Origin of the sequence: Moorena sp. SIO1F2, assembly GCF_010672755.1 — a bacterium.
Classification (GTDB): Bacteria; Cyanobacteriota; Cyanobacteriia; order Cyanobacteriales; family Coleofasciculaceae; genus Moorena.
On sequence record NZ_JAAHFV010000091.1, the window covers coordinates 1 to 18,852 of the forward strand.

25 protein-coding genes are annotated in these 18,852 nt (G+C 44.9%); 19 read left to right on the top strand and 6 right to left on the bottom strand.

The annotated features are described in order from the left end of the window. Positions 1 to 87: 87 nt before the first annotated feature. The 11 genes from F6J94_RS13390 (at position 88) to F6J94_RS13440 (ending at position 8,507) form a co-directional block, all read left to right on the top strand. Positions 88 to 261: a hypothetical protein gene (locus tag F6J94_RS13390; RefSeq protein WP_293040781.1), complete on the top strand. Its 174-nt coding sequence runs from the start codon at positions 88 to 90 to the stop codon at positions 259 to 261. Positions 262 to 264: 3 nt separating this feature from the next. Continuing rightward, positions 265 to 1,227: a MoxR family ATPase gene (locus F6J94_RS13395; RefSeq protein WP_293040783.1), complete on the top strand. Its 963-nt coding sequence runs from the start codon at positions 265 to 267 to the stop codon at positions 1,225 to 1,227. A gap of 2 nt (positions 1,228 to 1,229) precedes the next feature. After that, on the top strand, positions 1,230 to 2,282 hold the full coding sequence (locus F6J94_RS13400) for a VWA containing CoxE family protein (RefSeq protein ID WP_293040785.1): 1,053 nt from the start codon (positions 1,230 to 1,232) through the stop codon (positions 2,280 to 2,282). Positions 2,283 to 2,287: 5 nt separating this feature from the next. Beyond that, positions 2,288 to 3,967 (top strand): formylglycine-generating enzyme family protein, encoded by a 1,680-nt coding sequence (locus F6J94_RS13405; RefSeq protein ID WP_293040786.1) that lies wholly within the window; start codon positions 2,288 to 2,290, stop codon positions 3,965 to 3,967. Between the two features lie 82 nt (positions 3,968 to 4,049). Then, positions 4,050 to 4,208, top strand: coding sequence for a hypothetical protein (locus F6J94_RS13410; protein WP_293040788.1), 159 nt, complete (start codon positions 4,050 to 4,052; stop codon positions 4,206 to 4,208). Between the two features lie 3 nt (positions 4,209 to 4,211). Further along, positions 4,212 to 4,823, top strand: a complete 612-nt coding sequence (locus tag F6J94_RS13415; RefSeq protein ID WP_229415184.1) for a transposase — start codon at positions 4,212 to 4,214, stop codon at positions 4,821 to 4,823. 26 nt (positions 4,824 to 4,849) lie between these two features. Then, positions 4,850 to 5,428, top strand: a complete 579-nt coding sequence (locus F6J94_RS13420; protein WP_293040790.1) for a hypothetical protein — start codon at positions 4,850 to 4,852, stop codon at positions 5,426 to 5,428. An 18-nt stretch (positions 5,429 to 5,446) separates the two neighbouring features. Continuing rightward, positions 5,447 to 5,662 carry a hypothetical protein gene (locus F6J94_RS13425; RefSeq protein ID WP_293040792.1) on the top strand — a complete coding sequence of 72 codons (216 nt, stop codon included), beginning with the start codon at positions 5,447 to 5,449 and terminating at the stop codon, positions 5,660 to 5,662. Continuing rightward, positions 5,646 to 6,533 (top strand): formylglycine-generating enzyme family protein, encoded by an 888-nt coding sequence (locus tag F6J94_RS13430; protein WP_293040794.1) that lies wholly within the window; start codon positions 5,646 to 5,648, stop codon positions 6,531 to 6,533. The genes F6J94_RS13425 and F6J94_RS13430 overlap by 17 nt, the downstream gene beginning before the upstream one ends. Positions 6,534 to 6,857: 324 nt before the next feature. Then, complete coding sequence (locus F6J94_RS13435) at positions 6,858 to 7,964, top strand: exostosin (protein ID WP_293040796.1); 1,107 nt, start codon at positions 6,858 to 6,860, stop codon at positions 7,962 to 7,964. Between the two features lie 369 nt (positions 7,965 to 8,333). After that, complete coding sequence (locus F6J94_RS13440; RefSeq protein ID WP_293040798.1) at positions 8,334 to 8,507, top strand: helix-turn-helix transcriptional regulator; 174 nt, start codon at positions 8,334 to 8,336, stop codon at positions 8,505 to 8,507. A gap of 128 nt (positions 8,508 to 8,635) precedes the next feature. On the opposite strand, the gene F6J94_RS13445 is transcribed toward F6J94_RS13440, so the two are convergent. The 6 genes from F6J94_RS13445 to F6J94_RS13470 form a co-directional block, all read right to left on the bottom strand. Then, a complete protein-coding gene (locus F6J94_RS13445) occupies positions 8,636 to 9,148 on the bottom strand; it encodes a DUF433 domain-containing protein (RefSeq protein WP_366514170.1) in 513 nt (170 codons plus the stop codon). A gap of 109 nt (positions 9,149 to 9,257) precedes the next feature. After that, the gene (locus F6J94_RS13450) at positions 9,258 to 9,569 is read right to left on the bottom strand and encodes a type II toxin-antitoxin system RelE/ParE family toxin (RefSeq protein WP_293022272.1); all 312 of its coding nucleotides are present in this window, start codon (positions 9,567 to 9,569) and stop codon (positions 9,258 to 9,260) included. Continuing rightward, positions 9,566 to 9,775: an addiction module protein gene (locus tag F6J94_RS13455; protein WP_293022275.1), complete on the bottom strand. Its 210-nt coding sequence runs from the start codon at positions 9,773 to 9,775 to the stop codon at positions 9,566 to 9,568. The genes F6J94_RS13450 and F6J94_RS13455 overlap by 4 nt, the downstream gene beginning before the upstream one ends. A 434-nt stretch (positions 9,776 to 10,209) precedes the next feature. Further along, positions 10,210 to 10,599 (bottom strand): type II toxin-antitoxin system death-on-curing family toxin, encoded by a 390-nt coding sequence (locus F6J94_RS13460; RefSeq protein WP_293040800.1) that lies wholly within the window; start codon positions 10,597 to 10,599, stop codon positions 10,210 to 10,212. After that, on the bottom strand, positions 10,596 to 10,886 hold the full coding sequence (locus tag F6J94_RS13465; protein ID WP_293040803.1) for a hypothetical protein: 291 nt from the start codon (positions 10,884 to 10,886) through the stop codon (positions 10,596 to 10,598). The genes F6J94_RS13460 and F6J94_RS13465 overlap by 4 nt, the downstream gene beginning before the upstream one ends. A 321-nt stretch (positions 10,887 to 11,207) precedes the next feature. After that, positions 11,208 to 12,464 (bottom strand): ATP-binding protein, encoded by a 1,257-nt coding sequence (locus F6J94_RS13470; RefSeq protein ID WP_293040805.1) that lies wholly within the window; start codon positions 12,462 to 12,464, stop codon positions 11,208 to 11,210. Between the two features lie 203 nt (positions 12,465 to 12,667). Here F6J94_RS13470 and F6J94_RS13475 point away from each other — a divergent pair, with 203 nt between their 5' ends. From F6J94_RS13475 to F6J94_RS13510, 8 genes are read left to right on the top strand one after another with little or no spacing between them, the layout of a single operon-like run. Further along, positions 12,668 to 13,003, top strand: a complete 336-nt coding sequence (locus F6J94_RS13475; RefSeq protein ID WP_070391112.1) for a cation:proton antiporter subunit C — start codon at positions 12,668 to 12,670, stop codon at positions 13,001 to 13,003. Then, entirely contained in the window at positions 13,000 to 14,433 is a 1,434-nt protein-coding gene (locus tag F6J94_RS13480) for a cation:proton antiporter (protein WP_293040807.1), read from the top strand. Before F6J94_RS13475 ends, F6J94_RS13480 begins: the two co-directional genes overlap by 4 nt. Then, a complete protein-coding gene (locus tag F6J94_RS13485) occupies positions 14,430 to 15,866 on the top strand; it encodes a cation:proton antiporter (protein WP_293040809.1) in 1,437 nt (478 codons plus the stop codon). Before F6J94_RS13480 ends, F6J94_RS13485 begins: the two co-directional genes overlap by 4 nt. After that, complete coding sequence (locus F6J94_RS13490) at positions 15,863 to 16,252, top strand: Na+/H+ antiporter subunit E (RefSeq protein ID WP_293040811.1); 390 nt, start codon at positions 15,863 to 15,865, stop codon at positions 16,250 to 16,252. The genes F6J94_RS13485 and F6J94_RS13490 overlap by 4 nt, the downstream gene beginning before the upstream one ends. After that, a complete protein-coding gene (locus F6J94_RS13495; RefSeq protein ID WP_293040813.1) occupies positions 16,249 to 16,500 on the top strand; it encodes a hypothetical protein in 252 nt (83 codons plus the stop codon). The genes F6J94_RS13490 and F6J94_RS13495 overlap by 4 nt, the downstream gene beginning before the upstream one ends. Then, positions 16,497 to 16,775 (top strand): monovalent cation/H(+) antiporter subunit G, encoded by a 279-nt coding sequence (locus tag F6J94_RS13500; protein ID WP_293040815.1) that lies wholly within the window; start codon positions 16,497 to 16,499, stop codon positions 16,773 to 16,775. Before F6J94_RS13495 ends, F6J94_RS13500 begins: the two co-directional genes overlap by 4 nt. After that, positions 16,768 to 17,439 (top strand): DUF4040 domain-containing protein, encoded by a 672-nt coding sequence (locus F6J94_RS13505; protein WP_293040817.1) that lies wholly within the window; start codon positions 16,768 to 16,770, stop codon positions 17,437 to 17,439. Before F6J94_RS13500 ends, F6J94_RS13505 begins: the two co-directional genes overlap by 8 nt. Next, the gene (locus tag F6J94_RS13510) at positions 17,440 to 18,102 is read left to right on the top strand and encodes a Na(+)/H(+) antiporter subunit B (protein WP_293040820.1); all 663 of its coding nucleotides are present in this window, start codon (positions 17,440 to 17,442) and stop codon (positions 18,100 to 18,102) included. Positions 18,103 to 18,852: the final 750 nt, after the last annotated feature.

An 18,852-nucleotide genomic window follows, 5' to 3' on the forward strand; every position in this document is an offset into this window, starting at 1 on the left:
AAAATTTTGAAGCAGTTTACCGAGAACGTACGTATGCACTTTTTAAAAAAGAACTCCAACCCGTCGAAGGCATTAAAGAGTTGACCTTTGAGTAAATGGAAAGAAAGTGATATTGATCATTGGCTTCAACAAGTCTATGGATTATCTAAACCAAAAAGCAAAAAAATAGCCAGAACAATTTATAAATCATCTAATCGTGGTATTCCTAGTACAGTTTGCTCAAAATTAGAACAATATTTAGCTAAATTAGTAAAGGAATAGTTAATGAATCCTCCTAAATACATCTTCCAGGGCAATCCAAAACATCGACCTAAACAATGTCATCCAGATTCTCCCACAGAATTAGAACCCTATATTGCAGACAGCGAATTAATTGAAGCCGTAAATTTGGCAATTTTCCTCCAAAGACCCCTGTTAATTGAAGGAGAAGCGGGATGTGGTAAAACCAGATTAGCAGTAGCAGTGGCTTATGAATTAGGGTTGCCCTTTTATCGCTGGGATATTCGCTCAACCACGAAAGTCCAAGAGGGATTATATGAATACGATGCGATTTTGCGCTTGCATGATGTCCAAACCCAAAACTTAACCCCGTCTATTAATCCGAAAACTGGACAACCGAGAAATCCTCAAGAACCAAAAGATTACCGTGAACTAGGTCCCCTGGGAAAAGCGTTTAAATCCCACGACTATCCGGCAGTGTTGCTAATTGATGAAATTGACAAGGCTGATGTAGATTTCCCCAATGATTTACTGTCGATATTGGATAAACCTTGGAAATTTTTTATTCGGGAAACAGGAGAAACGATAGAGGCTAATCAAGAGCAATTGCCAATTATCATTATTACCAGTAATAAAGAAAAAGGCAGTCTCCCCTCTCCCTTCTTACGCCGCTGTTTATATCACTATGTGCGTTTCCCTAGTCAACCGGAAGAGTTAGAGAAAATTGTCAAGGTTCACTATCAACAGAAACAGAAACCAGAGACCATGGCAATGCCCAAATCTGATTTAGTGACGACTGCGATCGCTAAATTTTTAAAGATACGAGAGGATAAAAGTCTTTTTAAACCTCCGGGGACCAGTGAGTTTCTGGATTGGCTGGCTGCCTTACATCACTTTAAATCGGAACCCTATGCTGTGACTAAACTCCAGCAAGACAATACAATTCCCTATCGAGATTTAGTCTTTAAATTGCGGCAAGATTGGCAAAATCCCAATTATGCACCTTAATCATGACTAACGTTAATCCCCGCTCTCTGTTAACTCGCCTCTTTTACCGCTTGCGCCGGGATGGGTTTGCTTTGGGAATTAATGAATATTTAGCTGCCTTACAAGCTATGGAGGGCGGCTGGGGAGTGCAGGATGCCAATGCTCTCAAAAAACTGCTGCGATCGCTTTGGTGTCATTCCCTAGCCCAACAAGACCATTTAGACGTCATTTTTCGTTCCATTAGCGCAGAAGAAAGCCAAGAGAAGGCAAAACCTAGGGAAATTCCCTCAGAATCCCCCGAATCATCGTCCTCCCCTAAGAATCCTCCTCCTGTTTCCCCTAGGGAACAGGTTACCTCGATGGTAGACTCTCCTAGTCCAGTGCCTGAATTATCCTTACTGCCGGTCAAATCATCAATCAATGTATTGGAACACACAGAAGACTGGGATTTCCAAGCTTATTATCCCATTTCTCGCAGGTATATGGTTTATAGCTGGCGTTATTTGCGGCGGATGGTGGCAGATGGTAGAGAAGATGTTCTGGATGTGGAAGGGACAATTGCCAACGTCTGCGAACAGGGATTTTTTTTAAAGCCGAAATACAGCCGAAGGGAGCAAAATCACGCTGATTTGCTCTTGTTGCTGGATCAGGAAGGCTCCATGACTCCCTTTCACCGTTTTACGCGAGATTTAGTCGAAACCGCCCAAGACGAAAGTAATATCGAACGGGTGCGGGTGGGCTATTTCCACAATGTTCCAGCAGAGTATGTTTATAAAGACCCTTATCTAACCGAAAAGGTAAAGTTTGAGTGGATTTTGGCAGAGTCCGATGGGGATACCAGTGTTTTAATTGTCAGCGATGGGGGAGCAGCTCGTGGCGATCGCCGTTCCGAAAGATTTTCAGCAACCGCTGAAGTTTTGTGGCACATTAAACAGCATACCAAGTTAATTGCCTGGTTGAATCCCGTTCCCTCTGAACGCTGGCAGGGAAGCACTGCCCAATTTATCGCTCATTTAGTACCAATGTACCCCCTGGATCCTCATGGGTTAAATCAAGCGATCGCACAGATTCGTTAAGATCTATGACAACTTCCTCATCTGACCAATTAACCGAAGAAATAGCCAAGCAACAAGTTGAACGGTTTGTGGCCAGGTTTGAGCCCAACTATCGCTATCTAGCTTGTCATTGCGCTTTGCCCTTGGTTTTGACTCCGGAATTGGTGAATTATATCCGAGTGCAATTTTTACTCAACGAGGAAGTGCCTTGGATAGCAGAAGCGGATTTACTGTTGTCGGAGTTGTGCCGTCCAGTTGGTTATGAATTATATGCCATGACTCCGGCAGTACGGTCTCATTTATTGGCACAATTTGAAACAGAAGAATTTCAGCACAAATTTGGTACAAATCGCCTCAAATCCGTTGCCCAATTGCTGATGGACTACGTGACTTATTTAATGGGAACCCATCCCCCTAGCCGACAGGGAGAATTCCAGGCACAACAATGGGCAGCCATGGTGTATTTAGATCAACATCGCACTCAAGCAGAACAGGAGATGGCTAAAGCCCTACAAGGATTGGTTAACCGAGGAAAAAATGGACAGGCAGAATTAGCCCGATTACAGCGTTTAATTCAAGAATTTAGACCCCAGTTGAGTCAATATGACTCCTTAATGACATTTGCTGAATCCCTCGGAATCTGGCTCAAGGGTCAAATTCCCCCTGATGCTAGTCAATCCTATGGTGTTCATGGGGTAAACCTTAGCCTTAATCATGTCACTCAGCTTGAAGGTTTCCCACCCCTGCAAACCTTTGAATGTGAGGTGGTAACCATTGAGCTGGGAGCAGGGACAGAGATATCCCCAGAGATTGAGCTAGAACCTTTTGAGTTTGAAGTCGCAACTATTGAGTTGAAACCAACAGGCTGGTTCAGAAGAAAAACAGAACTAATTATCAACCGTCATCAGCACCAAGCTTATGGTTTTACCGAAGACTTAGGGAATGGAGTTGAGCTAGAGATGGTTGGCATTCGTGAAGGGAGCTTTATCATGGGTTCCCCAGAAACAGAAGAGGGGCATAGTGACAGTGAAAGTCCCCAGCATCAAGTCACCGTTAAATCCTTCTTTATGGGTAAATACCCAGTTACCCAAGCCCAATGGCAAGCCGTCGCTGCCCTAACCCAAGTCAACAGAGAACTTAAACCCAATCCATCCTATTTTAAAGGGGATGACCGACCTGTAGAGAGAGTCTCTTGGTATGATGCGGTGGAGTTTTGTGCGCGGCTGTCTGAGTATACCAAACGCCCTTATCGCTTGCCCAGTGAAGCCGAGTGGGAGTATGCTTGTCGAGCAGGTACAACGACTCCGTTTCATTTTGGCGAGACAATTACAACGGACCTAGCTAACTATAATGGCAAGTATACTTATGGCTCTGGTTCCAAAGGCAAATATACTCAGAAAACAACCCCAGTGGGGAGTTTTGGGGTAGGGAATGACTTTGGACTCTACGATATGCATGGCAATGTGTGGGAGTGGTGTGCAGACCATTGGCACTCAAACTATGAAGATGCCCCGACAGATGGCAGTGCCTGGGAAGATGAGTCTATAAATAATAACGATAATGATAATCTATCCCGGCTGTTGCGGGGCGGTTCTTGGCGCAGCGACCCTGGATTCTGCCGTTCTGGGTCTCGCCCCTTCTATGATCCGGTCCTCAGGCGCAGCGGCAGCAAGTTTGGTTTTCGTGTGGTGTGTGGGTGTGCGTAGAACCACTGGCAAGATGCCAGTTCCACTTGTAGAATCACTGGCAAGATGCCAGTTCCACAATTAATCATATATCACTGGCAAGATGCCAGTTCGACAATGGATATGTGAAGATAACTTAACCAAACCCAACCGAGCTTATGAAGCACCAATCAGCGGGAACAGGCTTCGAGGCTGTCTTAAGCCAACATTAATGATTATAACTAGCAAGATGCTGGCAGTAACATACTCTGTAGAAATGTAACTAATGACTACCCCCAACCCTCTATCCTCTGGGGCAAAGGCTTCCAGGCTGTCTCAACCGAATATTAATGATTATGACTGGCAAGATTATCGTTCAATGAATTATACCAGTTATACCAGTTTCAGAAAGTCTCCAAATATTAAAATTAGCAAAAGAAATCTTCCTCACTGGGAATTAGCAGGAGCAATTTACTTTGTGACTTTTAGTACTTGGCAAAAGCTAGAGTTGACCCCAGAAGCCAGACAGGTAGTTCTAGATTCCTGTTTATTCTTCAATAACCAAAGGTACAAAACCTATGCTGTTGTAATTATGCCAGATCATGTGCATTGGTTAATGCAGCCTTTACCAAAATCAGATCAGAAATATTGGACCTTAGGTAGTATTATCCACAGCATTAAAAGCTATAGTTCTAAACAAGTTGCTAAAGTAATGAATCATATCGGTATTGTTTGGCAAGACGAGCGATATGATCGCATTATGCGAGATGAAAGAGAATTTTTAGAGACATGGAACTATATCAGAGAAAATCCTGTAAAAGCTAATTTATCTGAGATTGCTGAAAGATATCCTTTCTTCTGGCAAATGGATAGTGTAGAGAAGTCTTCTGTAAAATAATCTATGGTGGAACAGGCTTCCAGCCTGTGTCAAGAACTGTGTGTGTGGTGGAACAGGCTTCCAGCCTGTGTCAAGAACTGTGTGTGTGGTGGAACAGGCTTCCAGCCTGTGTCAAGAACTGTGTGTGTGGTGGAACAGGCTTCCAGCCTGTATCAAGAACTGTGTGTGTGGTGGAACAGGCTTCCAGCCTGTGTCAAGAACTGTGTGTGTGGTGGAACAGGCTTCCAGCCTGTGTCAAGAACTGTGTGTGTGGTGGAACAGGCTTCCAGCCTGTATCAAGAACTGTGTGTGTGGAACAGGCTTCCAGCCTGTATCAAGAACTGTGTGTGTGGAACAGGCTTCCAGCCTGTATCAATTGGTGGAACAGGCTTCCAGCCTGTGTCAATTGGTGGAACAGGCTTCCAGCCTGTGTCAAGAACTGTGTGGTGGAACAGGCTTCCAGCCTGTATCAATCTCCATCAAACAATAATCTTAGTCACTGGCAAGATGTAATCATCTTGGTCACTGGCAAGATGCCAGTTCCACAATTAATCATATATCACTGGCAAGATGCCAGTTCCACAATTAATCATATATCACTGGCAAGATGCCAGTTCCACAATTAATCATATATCACTGGCAAGATGCCAGTTCCACAATTAATCATATATCACTGGCAAGATGCCAGTTCTACACAAGATGCCAGTTCTACACAAGATGCCAGTTCTACACAAGATGCCAGTTCTACACAAGATGCCAGTTCTACACAAGATGCCAGTTCTACACAAGATGCCAGTTCTACACAAGATGCCAGTTCTACATCAGTTAAACAAAACAATAGTGATGGCACAAACAAGTAAAGAACAACAGCAATCAAAACTTAATATAAAACGCCATCGGCGACAAATTCAGTACTTTGCTGAAGACTTGGGAAATGGTATCACCTTGGACATGGTTGCCATCCCCGGTGGCACTTTCGTTATGGGTTCCCCAGAAACAGAAGAGGGGCATACAGATAGTGAAAGTCCCCAGCATCAAGTCACCGTTAAATCCTTTTTCATGGGCAAATACCCAGTGACCCAAGCCCAATGGCAAGCCGTGGCTTTCCTAACCCAAGTCAACAGAGAACTTAAACCCAATCCATCCCATTTTAAAGGGGAAGATCGACCTGTAGATACAGTCTCTTGGGATGATGCGGTGGAGTTTTGTGAGCGGCTGTCCCAGTATACGAAACGCCCTTATTGCTTGCCCAGTGAAGCCGAGTGGGAGTATGCCTGTAGAGCCGGAACAAGTACTCCGTTTCATTTTGGCGAGACGATTACTACAGAGTTTGCTAATTACAATGGAACAGATGATCAAGAGGGTCGTTGGAAAGGATCTTATGGTAATGGGCCATTAGGGATTTATCGTAGAAAAACCACCCCAGTAGGAAGTTTTGGACTAGGCAATGACTTTGGACTCTACGATATGCATGGGAATGTTTGGGAGTGGTGTGCAGACCATTGGCACTCAAACTATAAAGGTGCGCCGACAGATGGCACTGCCTGGCAAGATGAACCGGATAGTAATAATGAAAATGATAATAAACATCGGCTGTGGCGGGGTGGTTCCTGCTACACCTTGCCTAAAAACTGCCGTTCTGGGTCTCGCGGCGTCTTTAATCCGGGCTTGAGGCACCTCGTCGGCAATATTGGTTTTCGTGTGGTGTGTGCCCAGGAGTGGACTCAGTAACCCTATGCCCTTTTCCCTCTGTAGAACAGGCTTCCAGCCTGTGATAGGCAGGCAAATTTTTTGGTATGGCAGTTGAAGTAACGGTTAAGACATATTTCTGCTGCGAAGCTCCGTATTCCCTAAGAACTTTCAAGACTAAATAATTTGGCAAAAAGGCATGGATATAGCCTAAAAGTGTGATTTAATGACGTCTAAAGTGTTAGAGGGGTTTTTTAGCTATTAGGTGAGCTTGACCTTGGCGAATTAAATTCACCACGGGTCGCACCTGAGGTACACAGGATTTTTTCCCTGTTCCCTATTCCCTGTTCCCTAGAGCCTAAAATTATGACGTTGAAAATTTTCTGTGACCAGAACTATCTCCCAGAGGGCATGACCTATGAGGCAATTCTATATCCCTTTTGGGGCAAACCTCCAGAAAATCCTGAGGATCCCATTAGTAGTTGTTTTGACCACTATGTAGAGATTGGAAAGTCTCTATTTAAGATGTCGTCTCTGGAGGAAGCAGATATTGCTATTGTACCAGTTAATTGGGCACTATGGAATTCTGAATTGGAAGATAAAGCCAGACAATTAGCAGAAAACGTTAAATTAGCAGGCAAGCCCTTAATCAGCTTTTTTGGTGGGGCTTCTTCCCATCTTAACTTACCGATTGAAAGTGATTTTGTATTCCGTCACTCCCTCTATCGCTCCCTGAGAAAAAACACCGATTTTACCCTACCTCACTGGAGCGAAGACTTTGTTGAAAACTATCTTGACAACAAAATCAATATCCGCCAAAAACGCTTAAAACCTGTAGTTGGTTTCTGTGGATATGCCGTCAAACCAAATACCAAAACCAATTTAAACGTTTTCTGCTCTAGAGTCAAAAAGAATGTCTTGAACTCGAAAACTAGTATCCCTCCCTATAATTGGGGACATGTGTTAAGACGTCGAGCCCTAGATATCTTAGGCAAAGACCCTAACATAATCACAAACTTTTTGATTAGAGAAAGCCCAGTTTTCTTAAATCAACCGGATTTCAAGTTGAAGCAAAAGCATCGGCTGGAATTTGTGTATAACTTAATAGACAGTGACTATATCTTCTGTTGCCGTGGCTCAGGAAACAATTCCTTTCGTTTCTATGAAGCATTGTGCTGTGGCAGAATTCCAGTTCTTGTAGATACCGATTGTGTGCTTCCCTACGACTTTGACATTGATTGGAAGAAATACTGTGTTTGGATAAAGGAGAATGAACTTCATTTAATTGGCGATAAAATTGCTGAGTTTCACGACAATCTATCATCCCGGGAATTTGTAGATTTACAGTATGAGTGTCGCCGGATTTGGAAAGAACGAGTATCTCCAGAAGGGTTCTTTAGTAATTTCCATCGTCATCTGCCTATAGCAAAGGGAACAGGGAATAGGGAACAGGCAACAGTAGGGTGCATCTGATATAGCGCTACGCGCAAGTCAGAAGTTAGAAGTCAGAAGTCAGAAGTCAAAAGTAAGCTAGGACTATGTTTCGGAGTTTAGGAGCGATGCAGCGCGGTCTTGGGGGTTTCCCCGGAGACAAAACCTTAGATAGTGGAGCCTTTATAGTTAGCAGGTTATGCAGAAAAGGGTTAAATATTTTTTAATAAGGCTCCACTATCTTACGGTAAATTCAAACCACTCGCGCTTTGCATCAAGACAATGTCAAACATCTAAATGCGTAGTGCTATTTTTGTAAAAAAGAAGGGAAGTGTGGGGCGGGGGCGCGGGAATTTTATTATAATTTTTGCCTAATTTCATAAAAGAGAAACTACTAGGTAAGTTTGCACCATGAAAGTCACAACTAAACTAGCACAATTAAGAGCTAATTACGGAAATATCAGTTACGAAGAAATTTCTGAATCTACGGGAATCGATCGGCAACAATTAAGGGAACTAGAAAATGGAGAAGCGAATGCGATGAAGCGTTCGCAAAGCGTGGCCTACGGCCTCAGCTTCCGCTAAGAGCGAACGCTTTCACTACCCTCGCTCAACTCTGTGCTTTCTTTCACTGTAGTCCCAACGATTTATTGATAGTAGACTGGGAGGGGGAAGAAATAGCCCCACCTACTGCTGAAGAAATAGAGAAAGCTTCACAGATAATCAAACAGGCATTTGCCCGTGCTGAGGCGATGCCACCCCGTTCTCCGGAGGAAATTTGGGATAGTTTTGAAGGGACTATCGAGCGAATTTAATCGATAAAATTGACGCTTGATTTTCCAGGCTTTTAATTTAGCGCGAACCGCTTCTTGTCCAGGTAAGGGAGGTTTTTTAGCAATCTGCTCAAAACGCTCCCGATTTTTTTCTTCCCAATAGTCTCGAATCTCTTGAGCTATCTTCAAAACGGTTTGATACTCCGCTTCTACTTCCCTACGGTGATTATCAATATAGGATAAGGCTGCATCAAGTTGCTCATCAGTTATAGAGAGCCAGTTTCCTATTAATTTGGGTGTCCATCCGGCCTCAAGATGGCCGATGATATCATAAATTGTAATGCGCGTACCTGCTATTGTCAGTCCCCGTTCTGTACGAATAATGGCGGCTTCGCAATTTTGGTGATCGGATACTGGAGTCATGCTCACTTCAGGTGTAGGTTTTGCTTTCATTGTATCTGACAAATATCTGACAAATATAGTTATGCAAACCGCCGTAACTTATAACCTTAGTGCTATAACGGCTTAGTTGTCCGAATGACGTACCAAACCTCAGATCATTTTATGCATCTGATGGTTTCTCCTTGACACGCTCTTTCCAATATCCTGGCTCACGACTACAGTGCATCACCGCCACAATTAGAATGTAATCTTCCTCAATAGTGTATAAAATCCCGTAGGGAAATTTACGTGTCAGACATCGACGAATATCTTCATCAAGAACAGCCCAACTCGTTGGTGACGCAACAATTCGGAAAATTGCATCCTCAACTACATTGATAAATGCCTGTGCCAATTCAACTCTACGTTCTGCGTAAAACTCGACTGCTTCACCATATTCAGTCAAGGCTGCTGGGTGAAAGACATATTTCATGGCTCCAGAAGTCGCCTCACCCTAGCTAACCCTTCCTCTCCAGGAATAGGCTGAACCATACCACTTCGGATTTCATCTCGACGCTTCTTAGCTTCACCTACCCAAAGTGTTTGTAGGTTATCGTCTACATCAAACTCAAGACTTTCAACCAGCTTCTCTGCCAACAATGCTCTCCATGCACTGGGCAAAGATAAAGCTTCTTTCATTACTTGATCAACAGAGACCATAACATTCGGGCATCATAGATAATACCCAGAGTCTAGCAAAAAAGTAGTAAACATAACACAGAATCAAAATGCGATTGGCCGTAGGCCACGCTACGCGATTGACCGTAGGTCACGCTACTTGAGGTGCATCTACTGAATTTGATATCAAATCAGGCGCTGGCAAAGCCACAAAGCAAAGACTGGAATTGTACTTGCGGCGCAACCAATTCAAATAGCGCTGATAAATCCAAAAGATTCACGGGCTTTTGCATCCCAATCCCAAGTGTAGACATCTTGCGGTGGTACACCTTCACTGTTCATGTTTTGTACAGCGTACTAATTTAAGCTTGTACCCATTCTCCCCTCAATGGACACAGCAAAGGCGCTAGAGCATCGGTTTAGTAATCAAAATCAAAAAATATTATTATTATTACTTATAATTCCTGGGAGTTGGCTGCAATCCAAGTAGCTATAGACTCTTGATTTTCTATTCCTTCTACTAAATTATTAATCTTGATAACGGCTTCTTCTTCTGCCGCCACTAACTCATATCCGTTTAGACGTAAAAAAACGTCGATGACAGCAAGAGCAATTCGCTTGTTACCATCGACGAAAGGATGATTTTTGGCCAAACCAAAAGCGTAGGCTGCTGCGATATCAAACAGACTAGCACTATCACTGTAGGCAAATAAATGTTGAGGTCTAGCTAAACTACTTGAAAGTAAATTCGGGTCTCTTAATCCAAAACATCCGCCATGCTCTACTATTAACTCGTCATGGATAGCTATTACTGCTTGCTCTGGCACCCAGCGAGGCTCTTTCAATGAGCTAATTCCCGAAAAGCATTGCGATAGTTTTTGCGAGTTATCGCGAAAGCTTCCATTGCTGCCTCGAATTCAGAATTATCTTGAATACTAGCAGGATTTGCCACCTTGTCAGCCTGTTCCAAAGGAGCCAAACCCTTAGCCAAGACATGAAGATTGGAAACACCGGAGGGAAACTCCTTACCAAGGGCATTTAACTCACCCTGAAGTTCCGCTGAAAGTGAATCCTCTAGCTGAGTTAGGGCGACCAAGAAGGCTTTGAGGGTGATTGCATCTAGGGAGTTCATGGCTTGAAGTGTGCTTATACTAGCTCCGGCAAGTCAAAAAGGATAAAGCTTCTTCTATTGGGAATCATAGATAATACCCAGAGTGTAGCAAAAAAGTAGTAGGCATAACACAGACTCAAAATGGGATTGACCTACGGTCACGCTACACGAACGCATCTGTTGAGCTTGAGATAGCGATGTAAAGCTGTATGGTCTTTTTTTATTGGACAATAAAACTTAAGATCTCGAACCCCTCTTGCCTTTTGCCTCTTGCCTCTTGCCTCTTGCCTATTGCCTCTTACCTTGCGCAAGTATCTTCACAACCCAGATACAAAAGCTATATCAACTCAAGCGCTTGCAAAGCCACAAAGCAAACAGAGGTAAAGCCAGTCGGTAGCCTTGCTCGGAGCCATAAATCAAACCTTTGTGCTGTAACCCAGCGATCGCTCCTTGGAGAGAACCCCCTCTTGATAGGTAATGCTTTTGAATATAATCTCGACTTTGTGGCTTGTCGGTAGGGTCTAGGGCGAGGGATTCTAAAAGATGGGCTTGATTAGCTGGAAGCAGCATCAGTAATGACTCGAAGACCATGGATAAGTCCCCTAGCAGTTCTTGGATGGCCTGCTGAACATGGCCATCACGAATTAGTCCGTCAGACACTCGTACGGACTTGAGGCGTCGCACCAGTGCCGACGCATCACCGAAGTGTCCTTGCACGGCATTGACAAAGATTTCCAGTGCTTGCGATCGCGGATCGAAGGTCAGCCGTTGGGTATGCAAAACTTCAGTTACCCAAGCCGCAACGACATCATCAGCTAAAGGAGCCAGCTGCACGATTTCCAAATTATTCCCTGGTTCATGGGGATAAATGCTGGTTTCTGCGATCGTTGCCACTAGCACATAACTCACCTGAGTCTGACCTTCGATCTGTTTCCTCAAAAATTTTTCCCACACCCCATGACGATCCCAAGAGCGGATGTGAGGAAAACTTTCCAAAATCAACACTACCCGTTCCCCCTCAGATTCAGCTAACCTTTGCAGCAGATCGAGTAATGCTTCAAATGCTTTCCGTTGCAGCTCTTTGCTCTGAATCCGAACCGGTTTAAGTCCCTCTGTGCCAATGCCTTCATCCTTCAGGACAAATAATTCCGCTGCCTGACCTTCAATCCAATCTGTCATTAGAGCTTGAACTGTTGCCATTGGAAAGGTCTGGTTTATGCTCTCCCACAGCAGTTGCACGAAGCGCTGACCATCCGTAACCCGGATGCAGTCAACCTCCAGGATTTTAACTCCAACTTCCCGTGCCGCCCGCCTTACCAAAGTCCGCCGTCCGCTTCCGGGCACTCCCACAATCAGCACGTTGCCATCACGGGCTAAAACATGAGTGATGCGCTGGAATTGTGCTTGCCGCCCAACCAATTCAAATGGTACTGATAAATCCAAAAGATTCACGGCTAATGCATCCCGATCCCAAGTGTAGAAATCCTTCGGCGGCACACCTTCACTAGTTGGCAAGCTTCCAACTGTATTGCTAACTGTATCCCTGGCATCCTCAGGGCTGAGATTAACCATTGATTTGCCATGAGTCGATTCTGTCATCTGCTCTTGCCCGTATTTTTCCCAATCCCAAGCTCAAACCAAAACCTTGGTGTGGCATGAGTCTATGGTTTACATAGGCACTTATCAATAGTGTCAATCGTTCCTAGCACTATTAAAACGTGCTATATATTTTATAGCACTGTTCGACAGTATCATTGTATAAAGATAATTACCACCAACCCTTACCCAATAGGCAAAAACCCGTGTTAGAAGCATTCATATTTGCCACAATATTGTGCGGATTTTTCGGCATCATCCTTAAAAAGAACCTGGTTATGAAAATCATCTCTATGGATATCATGAGCACGGGGGTGATTGCCTATTACGTGTTGGTGGCATCCCGAGATGGTTTATTCACACCTATTCTTTCAAACGTCGAAAATAGGGCTTACGCAGATCCGGTGCCCCAGGCAGTGATCTTGACAGCGATTGTGATCGGCTTTTCGATTCAAGCCTTGATGCTAGTAGGTGTTATGAAACTGGCACGGGACAATCCTACCCTGGAAAGCAACGAGATCGAGAAGAATAATACCCCATGAGTACCATTACGATTCCCTGGATTGCCCTACCGCTATTTGTGGGATTCAGCATTTATCTGATCCCCAAACTTGACCGATACCTCGCCCTAGGGGTTGCCATGGTTTCGGTTGAATATGGGACACAGCTATTTCTCACAAAATCGCCATTAAGCCTACAGCTGCTGGATAATTTCGGTGTCACATTACTAGTTGATCAATTAAGCGCCTTTTTTATCTTGACCAATGGGCTGGTAACCGCAGCAGTCATTCTCTACTGTTGGCAAAGTGGTAAAACAGCTTTTTTTTATACCCAAACTATTATCCTACATGGCAGTGTCAATGCCGTATTTATCTGTGCAGATTTGATCAGTTTATACGTAGCATTAGAGGTAATTAGTATTGCTGCGTTTCTGTTGATTGCCTATCCCCGAACCGACCGATCAATTTGGGTAGCCTTGCGCTATCTTTTGATCAGCAATACAGCCATGCTGTTTTATCTGATCGGCGCAATTTTAGTCTATCAGGCCAATCATTCCTTTGCCTTTGAAGGGTTGCGTGGAGCAACTCCAGAAGCTCTTGCCCTGATCTTTCTGGCACTGTTAGTCAAGGGGGGAATATTTGTATCAGGATTGTGGTTACCCTTGACCCACTCCGAATCTGAGAGCCCAGTGTCGGCATTGCTATCGGGAGCTGTGGTCAAAACCGGAGTCTTTCCACTGTTGCGTTTTGCTCTGATTGTGGAGGAACTTGATCCCATCGTCAGGATATTTGGAGTGGGGACAGCGCTTCTGGGAGTAGGCTATGCCGTGTTTGAAAAAGATACCAAGCGTATGCTGGCGTTTCATACCATTTCCCAGTTAGGCTTTATCCTCGCCGCACCAGAAGTCGGTGGCTTTTATGCCCTGACCCACGGCCTGGTGAAAGGGGCGCTCTTTTTAATCGCGGGTGTTTTGCCCAGCCGCAACCTCAAGGAACTGCAACATCAGCCGATGAATACCCAAATCTGGATTGCCCTGGCTATAGCTAGCTTCTCAATTTCCGGCTTTCCCTTGTTGTCTGGCTTTGGGGCGAAGGTGTTGACCATGAAGAATCTAGTACCCTGGGAAGTTATCGGTATGAATATTGCAGCCCTAGGAACAGCCATATCCTTTGCGAAATTCATCTTTCTGCCCCATGGGGATAGCAGCCAAGGGCAGGTAAAGGTCGGTTTTTGGTTAGCGATGATACTGTTGCTCGGTGGGCTGATTGCCGTCAATGGTGTGTACTACCAAGCATATAATTTTGCCAATATTATCAAACCCCTGGCAACCATTGCCCTGGGGTGGTTGGCATATTTTTTGATTTTCAAACGATCTGTAATCAAGCTGCCCCGTGTGCTTGAAGAATTTGACCATCTCATTGGGATGATGAGTCTGATGTTAATCCTACTGTTCTGGATGGTGTTTCCATGAGTACCATTACCATTGCCTGGATTGCCCTACCGCTATTTGTGGGATTCAGCATTTATCTGCTCCCCAAATTTGACCGATACCTCGCCCTAGGGGTTGCCCTTTTTTCGGTTGAATATGGGACACAGCTATTGCTTACGGCAAAATCGCCCTTAACTATACAGCTGCTGGATAATTTTGGTGTCACATTACTAGTAGATCAATTAAGCGCCTTTTTTATCTTGACCAATGGGCTGGTAACGGCAGCAGTGATCCTCTACTGTTGGCAAAGTGGTAAAACAGCTTTTTTTTATACCCAGACCATTATCTTACATGGCAGTGTCAATGCCGTATTTATCTGTGCAGATTTCATCAGTTTATACGTAGCATTAGAGGTAATTAGTATTGCTGCGTTTCTGTTGATTGCCTATCCCCGAACCGACCGCTCAATTTGGGTAGCCTTGCGCTATCTTTTTGTCAGCAATACAGCCATGCTGTTTTATCTGGTCGGCGCAATTTTAGTCTATAAGGCCAATAATTCCTTTGCCTTTGAAGGGTTGCGGGGAGCACCTCCAGAAGCCCTTGCCCTGATCTTTGTGGGACTGTTAGTCAAGGGGGGAATATTTGTATCAGGATTGTGGTTACCCTTAACCCACTCCGAATCTCAGAGCCCAGTGTCGGCGTTGCTATCGGGAGTTGTGATCAAAACGGGAGTCTTTCCACTGTTGCGTTTTGCTCTGATTGTGGAGGAACTTGATCCCATCGTCAGGATATTTGGAGTGGGGACAGCGCTTCTGGGCATAACCTATGCCTTATTTGAAAAGGATACCAAGCGTATTCTCGCCTTTAGCACGATTTCCCAGTTAGGCTTTATCCTCGCCTCACCAGAAGTGGGAGGCTTTTATGCCCTGACCCATGGTTTGGTCAAATCAGCGCTCTTTTTGATCGCGGGTGTTTTGCCCAGCCGTAACCTCAATGAACTGCAACATCAGCGGATTAATACCCCAATTTGGATTGCCCTGGCTATAGCTAGCTTCTCTATTTCCGGCTTTCCATTATTGTCTGGCTTTGGGGCGAAAGTATTGACTCTGAAGAATATAGTGCCCTGGCAAGTTATCGGTATGAATGTTGCTGCCCTAGGAACGGCAACATGCTTTGGTAAATTCATCTTTCTGCCCCATGGGGATGGCAGCCAAGGGCAGGTAAAGGCCAATTTTTGGTTAGCGATGATACTGTTGCTCGGTGGGCTGATTGCCGTCAATGGTGTGTATTACCAAGCATATAATTTTGCCAATATTATCAAACCCCTGGCAACCATTGGGCTGGGATGGTTGGCATATTTGTTGATTTTCAAACGATCTGTACTCAAGCTGCCCCGTGTGCTTGAGGAATTTGACCATCTAATTGGGGTGATGAGTTTGATGTTAGTGTTATTGTTCTGGATGGTGTTTCCATGATTGGACATCTAAATCTAATCTTACGACTGGTTATCTGGTTTTTGCTGACTGCTAATCTGAGTCTGCCAAATATCATCATTGGCATTGCGATCGCATTTTTATTACCGGGACGCCCCAAAACCCCAGAAGCCTTAAAGGATTGGCTGCGGGTGCTCGGTGAAGTGATAGTAGCGATTCCCCAGGCATATATTGAGGCATTTGAAATCATGCTTCGTCCTCATAAGCACGAAGATGTAATCATGGAAGGAGTCAAACCCCAACGGACTCCTGGGCTGATATTCCTGGATATATTCCTGATCACCTTTACACCAAAAACCATTGTGTTGAAATACCACCAAGATGGCAGGTACGAAGTTCACCGGGTTAGACGGAGGAGAAAGCGATGACACTGATCCTGATTGCCATGATTCTGGCTCTGCTCATCCCCATTTATGAGGCTTGGCAAGATGATGATATTTGGCAAAAAATGTTGGCATTTGGCAGTATTGCCACCAAGACATCCATCATGATCCTAGTGGTATCTGTCTTGCGCGATGATTGGATGATCGGTGTTGTCGGAGTGATCATCTTGAGTGTGGGGAATGCTGGATTAATGTTACTGGCACACGTAATTAAACGAATGAGTGATGTATGATTAATGCACTGAGTTACACTTGCATAGGTGTCGGAATCCTATTCTGGTTTTGGGGAACCATTCCCCTAATCGGTCACCGATCAGTATTATTCAAGCTGCATAGTCTTTCAGTGGCAGATACCCTGGGATCGATGAGTATCATCGTCGGGCTGCTGCTGAAGATACCCAGTGAATGGCCGCTGCTGATTCTCGCCATTATCTCCTTGGCGATCTGGAATACAGTGTTGGGATATGTGTTGGCTTACTGTTCCAGTAGTGGGGGTGACAATGACTGATAACTATATCTATGTCATAACCGCCCTGCTGCCTTTGTCCGCCTGCATGCTGGTATTTCAGGTCAATCCATACAATGCTCTGGTGATCCGAGGCATACTGGGAGCGGTGGCGGCTTTGGTCTATGCAATGTTTGGGGCAGCCGATGTGGCTTTGACCGAAGCATTGGTGGGTACAATGCTAGCCATTACCCTCTATGCGGTTGCGGTGCGTTCATCCTTAACCATGCGTCTTGGAGTGATCCAAGACTGGGAAGTTGAGGCAGATGGAGAGTCTTTACCAGACAGCAAGACCAAACCGGATTTTGGGGAACTGATGGATGACTTACGCACAATCCTGAGCAAACACTATATGCGCCTTGAGCTGGTAACCTACACAGATAGGCAGAGCTTGCACCGGGCGCTGTTGGCAAAAGAAGTCCATGGGACCTGTACCGAAGATGAGAGATGGCTCTTTGAGCAAGACCAGAGGGGATTAGCTCCAGGATCTACCCAGAAGGCATCACCACAGGATGATCAAGACCAGGTAGCGCAAGAGTATGAAACCCTACCTTATCACACCCAGACCAGGGTTCAACGCCTCTATGAAATCATGCAAAGTGAACTTTCATTATCGGCGACAAGCCTAACTTATGTAAATATACCAGAGGCAGGGAAAGATCATTAAATGAAATGGATTTACATTGCAGCAGGGATAGCGCTGTACGTCAAATTTATGGTTTTGCCGAATCCGGCGGCAGACTTATCAGATCTCTCTATCGTCGAATCCGTTGTCCAAGATACTGGGGTGCCCAATGCCGTTTCGGGTATCATTTTCCGGAATCGGCTTTATGACACCATCTTTGAAGTGGTGGTATTTACCATCGCGATCATGGGAGCTAAATTTCTACTGGCCGATGAAAAGCCCTTCTGCACGATCTATCAATTTACCGATAAACCATCCATTGTTCTAGCGCGTCTGGGAGCGACGATTGCTGCGTTGGTAGGTATCGAGCTGGCGATTCGGGGGCATCTGAGTCCAGGAGGTGGCTTTGCGGCTGGGGTGGCGGGGGGAACCGCAATCGGTCTGGTTGCCATTACCTCATCATTCCAGTGGATGCAGGCAGTCTACAAGCGCTGGCAAGCTGCTAGGTGGGAAAAGGTTTCAGTTCTGATTTTTATTGTACTGGCAGTTATAACGTTGACGGGAGTAGAATTACCCCACGGGGAGTTGCAGACACTTGTCAGCGCTGCCATCATCCCCATACTCAATATCCTGGTTGCAGTAAAAGTTGCTTTGGGTTCGTGGGCAGTTATTTTGGTTTTTATTCATCATCGGGGATTGCTGTGATCGATTATTTCTCCCTACACCCGTTCGGGCGTTGCTGAATCTTCTTTTGAATATAAGTAGAGTGGGCATCCTGCCCGCGCGAAAATATAGCAGAAGTCAGAAGTCAGAAGTCAGAAGTCAGAAGTCAAACTCTTGCGCTTACTTAGGTTTGAGACTTTTGTCATGTCCGCGCCTGCCCTGGCGACTGCTATATATTGAAACTGGCAAGATGCCAGTTCCACGCCTGATGCCCATTCTACAAAACTCTTACAATCATTCCATTATTAAGCAACCCCCCCCGTTCCCCCACACCCAGTAAGGCTAAGAATTCTGCTTGTCACCCCCTTAGGATCACTACTATAGTACATATGATCATGGTTAAAACTCCAATAGCTGAACCGCGAGAAGCCCCGCACTTTACCTTCATTGGGTAAGTGTCCTATGGGAAGCGCGGGGCAAGGGTCGGAACGTCGAAATGCCAATGTGATATATTAAGAATGGTAGGGAAAACAAATTAAGAGCTAATCGCCACCTACCAACTGAACCTTGAAAACCTGGAATATAAGGTTCCATTCAGAAAAAAACTTGATAGTTTGAGTTATCTGTGGATGGGTAAAATTCCAGCAGTACAAAGGAAATAGAACTTTTTTGTATTGTTCCGGCGGGTCGGGGCATCCCGGAGACGAAACCTTAGAATAGGGTTTGAAGTTACCGTAAGGAGAGGGTCGCCTTAATCAAACAGTTTTAACCCTTTACCCATAACCGACTAAC

Excerpts from the sequence above, each read along its gene's own strand:
- F6J94_RS13470 (WP_293040805.1), bottom strand. The coding sequence starts at position 12,464 with ATGACAGAATCGACTCATGGCAAATCAATGGTTAATCTCAGCCCTGAG.
- F6J94_RS13440 (WP_293040798.1), top strand. The coding sequence starts at position 8,334 with ATGAAAGTCACAACTAAACTAGCACAATTAAGAGCTAATTACGGAAAT.
- F6J94_RS13445 (WP_366514170.1), bottom strand. The coding sequence starts at position 9,148 with ATGAAAGCAAAACCTACACCTGAAGTGAGCATGACTCCAGTATCCGAT.
- F6J94_RS13480 (WP_293040807.1), top strand. The coding sequence starts at position 13,000 with ATGAGTACCATTACGATTCCCTGGATTGCCCTACCGCTATTTGTGGGA.
- F6J94_RS13395 (WP_293040783.1), top strand. The coding sequence starts at position 265 with ATGAATCCTCCTAAATACATCTTCCAGGGCAATCCAAAACATCGACCT.
- F6J94_RS13485 (WP_293040809.1), top strand. The coding sequence starts at position 14,430 with ATGAGTACCATTACCATTGCCTGGATTGCCCTACCGCTATTTGTGGGA.
- F6J94_RS13405 (WP_293040786.1), top strand. The coding sequence starts at position 2,288 with ATGACAACTTCCTCATCTGACCAATTAACCGAAGAAATAGCCAAGCAA.
- F6J94_RS13400 (WP_293040785.1), top strand. The coding sequence starts at position 1,230 with ATGACTAACGTTAATCCCCGCTCTCTGTTAACTCGCCTCTTTTACCGC.
- F6J94_RS13510 (WP_293040820.1), top strand. The coding sequence starts at position 17,440 with ATGAAATGGATTTACATTGCAGCAGGGATAGCGCTGTACGTCAAATTT.
- F6J94_RS13435 (WP_293040796.1), top strand. The coding sequence starts at position 6,858 with ATGACGTTGAAAATTTTCTGTGACCAGAACTATCTCCCAGAGGGCATG.
- F6J94_RS13495 (WP_293040813.1), top strand. The coding sequence starts at position 16,249 with ATGACACTGATCCTGATTGCCATGATTCTGGCTCTGCTCATCCCCATT.
- F6J94_RS13425 (WP_293040792.1), top strand. The coding sequence starts at position 5,447 with ATGCCAGTTCCACAATTAATCATATATCACTGGCAAGATGCCAGTTCT.
- F6J94_RS13430 (WP_293040794.1), top strand. The coding sequence starts at position 5,646 with ATGGCACAAACAAGTAAAGAACAACAGCAATCAAAACTTAATATAAAA.
- F6J94_RS13505 (WP_293040817.1), top strand. The coding sequence starts at position 16,768 with ATGACTGATAACTATATCTATGTCATAACCGCCCTGCTGCCTTTGTCC.
- F6J94_RS13450 (WP_293022272.1), bottom strand. The coding sequence starts at position 9,569 with ATGAAATATGTCTTTCACCCAGCAGCCTTGACTGAATATGGTGAAGCA.
- F6J94_RS13455 (WP_293022275.1), bottom strand. The coding sequence starts at position 9,775 with ATGAAAGAAGCTTTATCTTTGCCCAGTGCATGGAGAGCATTGTTGGCA.
- F6J94_RS13465 (WP_293040803.1), bottom strand. The coding sequence starts at position 10,886 with ATGAACTCCCTAGATGCAATCACCCTCAAAGCCTTCTTGGTCGCCCTA.
- F6J94_RS13490 (WP_293040811.1), top strand. The coding sequence starts at position 15,863 with ATGATTGGACATCTAAATCTAATCTTACGACTGGTTATCTGGTTTTTG.
- F6J94_RS13415 (WP_229415184.1), top strand. The coding sequence starts at position 4,212 with ATGACTACCCCCAACCCTCTATCCTCTGGGGCAAAGGCTTCCAGGCTG.
- F6J94_RS13500 (WP_293040815.1), top strand. The coding sequence starts at position 16,497 with ATGATTAATGCACTGAGTTACACTTGCATAGGTGTCGGAATCCTATTC.
- F6J94_RS13410 (WP_293040788.1), top strand. The coding sequence starts at position 4,050 with ATGCCAGTTCGACAATGGATATGTGAAGATAACTTAACCAAACCCAAC.